Origin of the sequence: Komagataeibacter sp. FXV3 (assembly GCF_015155755.1) — a bacterium.
Taxonomy (GTDB): domain Bacteria; phylum Pseudomonadota; class Alphaproteobacteria; order Acetobacterales; family Acetobacteraceae; genus Komagataeibacter.
In genome coordinates this window covers 1-7012 of sequence record NZ_VWPI01000064.1, presented here as the reverse complement: position 1 = coordinate 7012, position 7012 = coordinate 1, and the positions used below count along the sequence as shown (strand labels likewise).

4 protein-coding genes and 1 pseudogene are annotated in these 7012 nt (G+C 57.7%); 3 read left to right on the top strand and 2 right to left on the bottom strand.

Going from position 1 to position 7012, the window contains the following annotated elements:
• Window positions 1-113: pseudogene (locus F1542_RS17125) on the top strand (IS5/IS1182 family transposase); the annotation flags it as partial.
• 150 nt (window positions 114-263) lie between these two features.
• On the opposite strand, the gene F1542_RS17440 reads toward F1542_RS17125, so the two are convergent.
• Together F1542_RS17440 and F1542_RS06380 are read right to left on the bottom strand one after the other, a co-directional pair.
• Window positions 264-3041 (bottom strand): autotransporter domain-containing protein, encoded by a 2778-nt coding sequence (locus F1542_RS17440; protein WP_193732308.1) that lies wholly within the window; start codon window positions 3039-3041, stop codon window positions 264-266.
• A gap of 566 nt (window positions 3042-3607) precedes the next feature.
• Window positions 3608-3784 carry a hypothetical protein gene (locus F1542_RS06380; protein ID WP_193732307.1) on the bottom strand — a complete coding sequence of 59 codons (177 nt, stop codon included), beginning with the start codon at window positions 3782-3784 and terminating at the stop codon, window positions 3608-3610.
• A 191-nt stretch (window positions 3785-3975) separates the two neighbouring features.
• On the opposite strand from F1542_RS06380, the gene F1542_RS06375 reads away from it, so the two are divergent.
• Window positions 3976-5247, top strand: coding sequence for an O-antigen ligase (locus F1542_RS06375; RefSeq protein ID WP_193732306.1), 1272 nt, complete (start codon window positions 3976-3978; stop codon window positions 5245-5247).
• Window positions 5248-5440: 193 nt separating this feature from the next.
• Window positions 5441-6814, top strand: coding sequence for a lipopolysaccharide biosynthesis protein (locus F1542_RS06370; protein ID WP_193732305.1), 1374 nt, complete (start codon window positions 5441-5443; stop codon window positions 6812-6814).
• Window positions 6815-7012 lie beyond the last annotated feature (198 nt).

Genomic DNA, 7012 nt, shown 5'->3' with positions numbered 1-7012 from the left:
ACTTCTTCTGCAAGCTCAAGGAGTTCAAGCGCATCGCCATGCGAAGCGACAAGACCGACAGATCATTCGCAGCGATGATTTATCTCACCGCTGCAATCATCAATTCGCGTTAATTCCCAACAGACCCTGATAAAAAAATAAAAGTTTTTGGGTATTACTTTTTTTCAAAAAGGCGGCGTTCTTCGAAGCTTTTTGAAAAAAGCTTCACCAAAAACTTCTTTATGATTGCCGGGTATTTCCGGTCCGAATTTTCAAACAGCCCCTTAGAACTTGAGATCGAACTTTCCGCGAATACCACTATCGGTGGAACGTTCACCATACTGACCGATATAGGACACGCCAATATTGACCCGGTTGGTCATTCTTGCCTTCAGGCCAGCGTCCAGCACGGCGGCATTTTCCGACAGGGGAACGCCAGCAACATCAAATGCCGGGCCATTGCCGCGTGCGAAATATTCCTGTGTCGTTGGTGTCAGGTGACCGAAGGTGTGGCGGTAGGCCAGGCTGGCATTCGGTATCAGAACCAGGGAACCCATGCGTATATCGGACGACATACGCAAACCAAAGGTCGAATAGGTCGTGCCCGTATCCGTCGCACGACCGGCCAGTGCGGCTTTACCGCCATGTTCATTGAAGCCGTTCGTATGCAGGTTGACATAGGCAACATTGCCAAACGGTTCCAATGCCACAGGCCCGACATTGAAGCGGTATCCAAGATCACCGAAACCCTGGGCAGTGCCCCCCAGGTAGCTGCTGTTTTCACGCCCGGAATAACCCGCGAACATGACCTGACGGTTGATGCCCAGCATATTCCATGAATATGTTGCACCCAGTCGCAGGGCCAGATGCCCCCAATGCGTCCCGGCATAGCCGCCAACCGACACATTGTTGCTGTGGCCGGAAGATGAGCGGCTGCCTACATCAAAGCCGGAGTGGCCATAACTGACCAGCCCACCAATGCGCCATGTGTTGAATGCGGTTGTATCCGCCCCCAGCACGAAACCGCCGACACTGTGGTGCATGGAACCGGCATTGCCATCGCCCGAATTGTGGCCCCAGCCACCATAGGCTTCGCCCCACAGGGCCGCGCCTTCGGACTGACAGGTACCATCGGTGCGGCGGCCCTGCATGGTTGCGGTGGACTGGGTGCCAGCACCCGGATCGCACGCAGCCCCACGCAGACGGTCAATCGCGGCATTGCGCACATAAAAACTGTCCTGGATCAGTTCCGTGCGGGCGGATGCATGGATTTCACCAGATGTCGCATTGAATGCCTGCCTTGCCTGTGCGTTATTGCCGACAAGACCGACATCATCCTTCATTGCGCCTGCCGTCATGGTGTCCAGGGCATGCGCCACGGCACTTTCGTTACGGGTATGGGCAACATCGGCAAAGGAGCGGACCTGATCCAGATGCAGGTAGACGTCATTGGCATCCGCACCTTCCGTGACAACATCGAAAGCGGATATCTGCGTATCACCAACCAGCGTGGTGTAATTCCCGTTCAGTCCCTGTGACGCGGTCAGGACCCGGTATGTCCCGGCTTCATCTGATTTGCGGAACCCGTTGGCTATGCCCGCAGTGGATGCCATGACCAACTGCGTGTTCGATCCGATCTGCGCCTGTCCAGCTACGGCTACATGCCCGCCATTCACGATATAGGACGACCCGGCCTGCTGCTGCAGGTTGCCCTGTACCTTGAGGGTGCCTGCCTTGTCGGCGGTGCCTGCCATCAGGGTGGCATTGTCCTCAATAATTGTGCTTCCGACCGTGCCGCTACCATTCAGCATTGTGTTCGACCGGGCAGTTATCGCGGATGAGGCGATGGAGCCATCAACCGTCAGGGTGCCTGCCAGAATATCCGTAGCGCCGGTAAGGGAACTGCCACTATTGCCCGTCAGGATCAGATCGCCGTCACCTGATTTGGTAATGTTGCCACTACCTTTCAGGTTGTTATCTATTGTATAGGTTGAATCAACATTGAAATCCAGGCTGCCGTAATTTTCCATGTTGCCCTTTATGGTGGACCCGGCTGCCATGTAAATGGAAGTATTGTACCCTGTATTATTAAAGATGGCATCGTTTGCGCTGGATATGGTTCCATAATTATATACTGAAATGTTTGACGTCGTCACTGGCCAGCTTGCAATGGCAGCAACACCACCCGTTATGGTGCCATAATTGTATACGGAAACCAGGCTGCCGACCGCGAGCCCAGCGTTATCTCCGTGGACCGTGCCATAATTTTGGAAAGTAAATGCATTGCTGGAGCAGCATATGGTCGCGCCGTTCTGGACAGACGTTATCAATGCCCCCTGTTCATTAATGACCGTTCCGCCGCCGGTAAGGGCCAGGCCCTCGGATACGTTGGTCTCCCCGTTTTTATCTAAACCGGCCGCGCCCTCCGCGCGGATGGTGCCCCAGTTATCGACATAGGCGGCGCCATCAATATCGACACCATCGCCATCCCCCGTGCCGGAACCATTATAGCCGCCTATGATCGTACCATGATTGACGACCTTGCCGGTGCCATCCGATCCGACACCCGACCCGTTTCGCCCGATGATCGTGGCGCCCGCGGCATTATAGACATCGACATAGCCGTCTGTCGTGATGCCGTGGCGTTCGCCTGAAATCAGGCCGCCGCTCTGGTTGATGACCGTGCCGGTGGGGGCTTCCTGAAAATCAATCCCGTCATGCTTGTCCCCGACGGCCCCATCGGAATAGATGGTCCCGGAATTGACAACCGTGGCGTTCGTGCCGGGGCGGATGCCATCATCATTATCCGCTTTTATGACGCCGGTCGCGGTGTTCGTGATGGTTGTCTGATTGGCTGTACCCGTAATGTCGTTCAGGTCAATGGCCTGTCCGTCCGTGGTGCTTTCAATGGAACCGCTATTGGTAATGGATACGGTTCCGGTGGTGGCATTTCCGGCATGGATTGCGTCATCGGAAGACGTGATGCTCGCACCCTGATCGATGGTGACTGACAGATTATCTGGGTTTTTAAGGGAAATTCCCTTGTCGTCAGTCGCGACCACGCTTTCCCCGGATGGTAAGGTAAAGCTGTCATTTCCTGAAATTGTTGTCGCCATTGCCGTGGCGGGCATGCAGACAGGCGCAACCAATATGAAAAACGCATTCAATGAGGTATTCAGGAATTTATTCTTGTTTTCCACAATGGGTTTGCCTAAAGAATTTATGTAAAATGCAGTTCCAGATTATGAAATTTTCATGACAAATGTAAAGACGAGGATAAAACGAAAAATATTTCAAAATATGTATGACTGGGCATCCAGGCATCACCTGCGATCGCTTGCCACCGTTTTTATCGATTACCTGTCGGGAAGGTCATTTTTCCAAACAATCATGACAGGTTACCAGACCGGTTGCAGGTTTTTCCGGGCGGGGATGTCAGAACATGAAAATCGTCTGACCTGACCAGCATGATGTGTCCGTATCCTGACGTCAGGCCATGATGCCGACGGAAGGGGGGAAGGTGGCACATCATGGCCGCCCATATCAGGCATGGTGGCAACATATCCGTGACATGCCGCCTTTACGGGAGCGGTCACTGATGGTGAACCGGATGTAAGGCATGCCCGGTCTAACGGATCAGGTCGGACAGCGCATCCATCTTGTCGGCTACCATTGCGATGGTGGAGCGTATGTCATCCGTCACCGCCTGTGCGGTATCCACTGTTTCGGACAGACGTTCGAGGTCGGCGCGGATCTCGTTCACCAGAACTTTCCGTTCGGTGATGATGCCGTCTTCGTCTTGCATATCCCGTCTCCCGTGTTGCCATGGACCTGTGACAAGGATGCAGGTCTTTTTCCGGTTTTACAAATGCAATACATCTCCTTGTGTCAGAATTCCGTTAATACAGCGTGCATGGCGTGGCCTGTTACGGCTTTGCCCACGGTAAAACTTGCGATACATCCCGCCATCTGGTGCATAAACGGGGAGAGCACGGATTGAAGCAGCAGGTTGAACAGTGGATGTGGCGGATTGCAACCGGCCTTGTCATCCCCATGCCGGTGCTGCTGCTGTATGCGCTGGCGCCTGCTGAAATCGTCATGTCGGTAGTGGCGGTGCTGTTCGTGGGCCACGGTGTCCTGACCCGGCACTGGGCCTGGTTGCGGCAGCCCTGGATATGCGTGGCGGGGCTGCTGTGGGGGCAGATCATCCTGTCCTCCATGGTGATGGGGAACGGTCATGCGATCGTGCAGGCCGCATGTTTCGGTCGGTATTTCCTGTTCATCGCGGCCCTGCAGGCGTGGATCCTGCCCGGTGTGCGCGTGCGTGCCGTGCTGGCACGGGTTTATGGGGGTGTTGCGATCTGGCTGGTGGCGGGATGCTGGCAGCAATACATATGCGGTCGCAACATATGGGGTTATGGCCGGTGGGCGGATGGCGCGCTGCTGGGGCCGCTATGGGCGCCGCGCGTGGGGTCGGGACTGTTCATGACGGCGCTGCCGGGGCTGTTTCCCGCCGCCATACGTCTGTCACGGCGTGATGGTGCGCGGGGGCGGATCATGGCGACCGCGATGTTGCTGGGACTGGTGCTGACCATGGTGCTGGTGGCGCAGCGCATGCCGCTGTTCCTCATGCTGGGGGGGATGGGGATCGTGGGCGTGCTGGTGCCGCGCCTGCGGGGTGGGCTGTTGGCCGTAGGGCTGCTGGGCGCGGGCGGCGTGGCGCTGTCGCCGGTGCTGGCGCCACAGGCGTATCACAAGCTGGTCGTGAATTTCATCACGCATATGCATGCCTTTGCCGACAGCCCCTATGGCATGCTGTTCATCCGCGCGGGTGTGATGATCGGGCAGCACCCGTGGTTCGGGCTGGGGTTTGACGGGTTTCGCCATGCCTGTCCCGATCCGGCCTATTTCCATGGCCTGCCGTGGCTGGACGTGGCCGAGGGACCGCATGGCGGCGCAACCGGGTGCAACCTGCATCCGCACAACTATTACCTGCTGATGGGGACCATGGGGGGCATGCCCGCCATGGGACTGTTCATGGCCTTGGTCGCCTGCCTGCTGGTGCCCGTATGGAAGGATGTCGCCCCCACGCGCGATCCGCAGCGGCTGATGCTGGCGGTTGTCGTGACGCTGGTTTTCTGGCCCGTGGCGTCCACCAGTTCATTGCTGACGCAGCCCACGGCGGGGTGGCTGTCCATGATTGTGGGATGGGCGCTGGCGGCATCCCCCGTTGCATCCCGGTTGCAATACGTGCATGGCGGGGACTAGCCCCGGCAGGCATGGCGCACTACAGTGCCCGCCGTTGAACACACGGATGAACGGCAGCGGGGGGCAACCTGCCGGTTTCCTGCCACGTCCGTTATTCAGTTTAGGGGAGCCTGCGCTATCGTTTTCGTCTGTTGTTCCGAGGGCACGTGTCCGGGGTCAGCCCGTGCGCGGGTTTTTGTACGTGTGATCACCCATGTCCACTTCTGAACGGGACGCACTCAAGCGCATTTTCGGCAATACCGGTTTCCTGATTGCCGGGCGGGCGACAAATGCGATCTGCAGTTTTGTCTATATCGCGTGGGCGGTGCGGGCGCTGGGACTGTCGCAGTTTGGCGTGCTGATGCTGGTCACGACGTTCGGCGCCGCCGTATCGCAGGCCACGCACCTGCTGTCATGGCAGCCGCTACTGCATTACGGTACGGACCCGTTCACCAATGGCCGCCAGGCGCAGTTTTCCCGTGTGCTGGCGTTCTGTATCCGTGCCGACTACATAAGCGGCGGTGTCGGGTGGCTGGTGGGCACGGTGGGGGTTGCGCTGTTTGGTGCCTATATGGGGTGGCCGGCGGCGGATCAGGGGGCGGCCTTTGCTTACATGCTGACCATCGCGTTCATGAACACCAGCTGGTCGGCCGGGGTGTTCCGGCTGTGCAATTCCTTCTGGCTGACCATGCTGACGGACCTGTCCGGCGCGCTGGTGCGTACCGTGGGGTCGGGCATCGGGTTCATGTATCACATGGGGCTGGATTATTACCTGCTGGTATGGAGCATGACGCAGCTGGTCATGTTCATAAGCAGTACCGCGCTGGGCTGGCTGCAACTGCGGCATGCGGGTGCCACGCAGCGTTTCAGCCTGTTCGCCCCGCTGAAGTCGGGTGATGCGCCGGGCATATGGCGCTTTACCCTGTCCACCAGTTGCAACCACCTGCTGGGGTCGGTTTTCAACCAGTTCGGCACATTGCTGGTGGGTGGCATCCTTGGTCCGGCTGATGCGGCGGTCTATCGCGTTTCCCGGCAGATAGGCGAGGGGATCGCCAAGCCCGCGCAACTCATGATGCCCGCGCTGTACCCCGAATTCATCCGCCTGCGTGAAGAGCAGGACTGGTATGGCATGAAGCGCGTGACCATCAAGCTGTTCCTGATGATCGGCGGGTTTTCCATCCTGCTGATGGGGGTGGCGATGGCGGTGGGCAATATCCTGCTGACATGGATGCTGCATGTCCACTGGCATGGCGGGCGTTCGCTTATCATGCTCATGCTGGGCAGTGCGATACTGGGGCTTGGGGTCGTGCCGCTGGAACCGCTGCTGACCGTGATCGGGCAGGTGTCGCAGGTGCTGAAGGGGCGGATCATTGTCACCCTGACCTACCTGCCGCTGGTGTATGGCATGACCATGGCGTGGCATCTGGAAGGGGCTGCGGCGGCGGCCGTCGTGGCGGGGCTGATCATGCTGGGTGTCTGCCTGCGGCCGGTCGTGATGTGGTTCCGCCGTATGGCGCCGGGACGCAGGCCGGTGAACGCGAACGCATCGCCTTCCACCGTGCCGCCCGTACCCGAAAAGGGAACATAGCCCCTGTAAATTTAAAGAAGTTTCTGGTGAAGCTTTTTTCAAAAAGCTTCAGGGAACACCGCCTTTTTTAACAGGGTCTGTTGGGAATTATACTTTTTCAAAGTCACCAAATGTGATTCAAAATCCGTATGGATCGCTTCGTACTGACAGACGCCCAATGGGCGCAAATGGAACCGCTGTGCCTTGGCAAGAAAACAG

Bases quoted from the DNA above. Each gene is read 5' to 3' on its own strand.
- F1542_RS06380 (WP_193732307.1), bottom strand. From the start codon at position 3,784: ATGCAAGACGAAGACGGCATCATCACCGAACGGAAAGTTCTGGTGAAC.
- F1542_RS06370 (WP_193732305.1), top strand. From the start codon at position 5,441: ATGTCCACTTCTGAACGGGACGCACTCAAGCGCATTTTCGGCAATACC.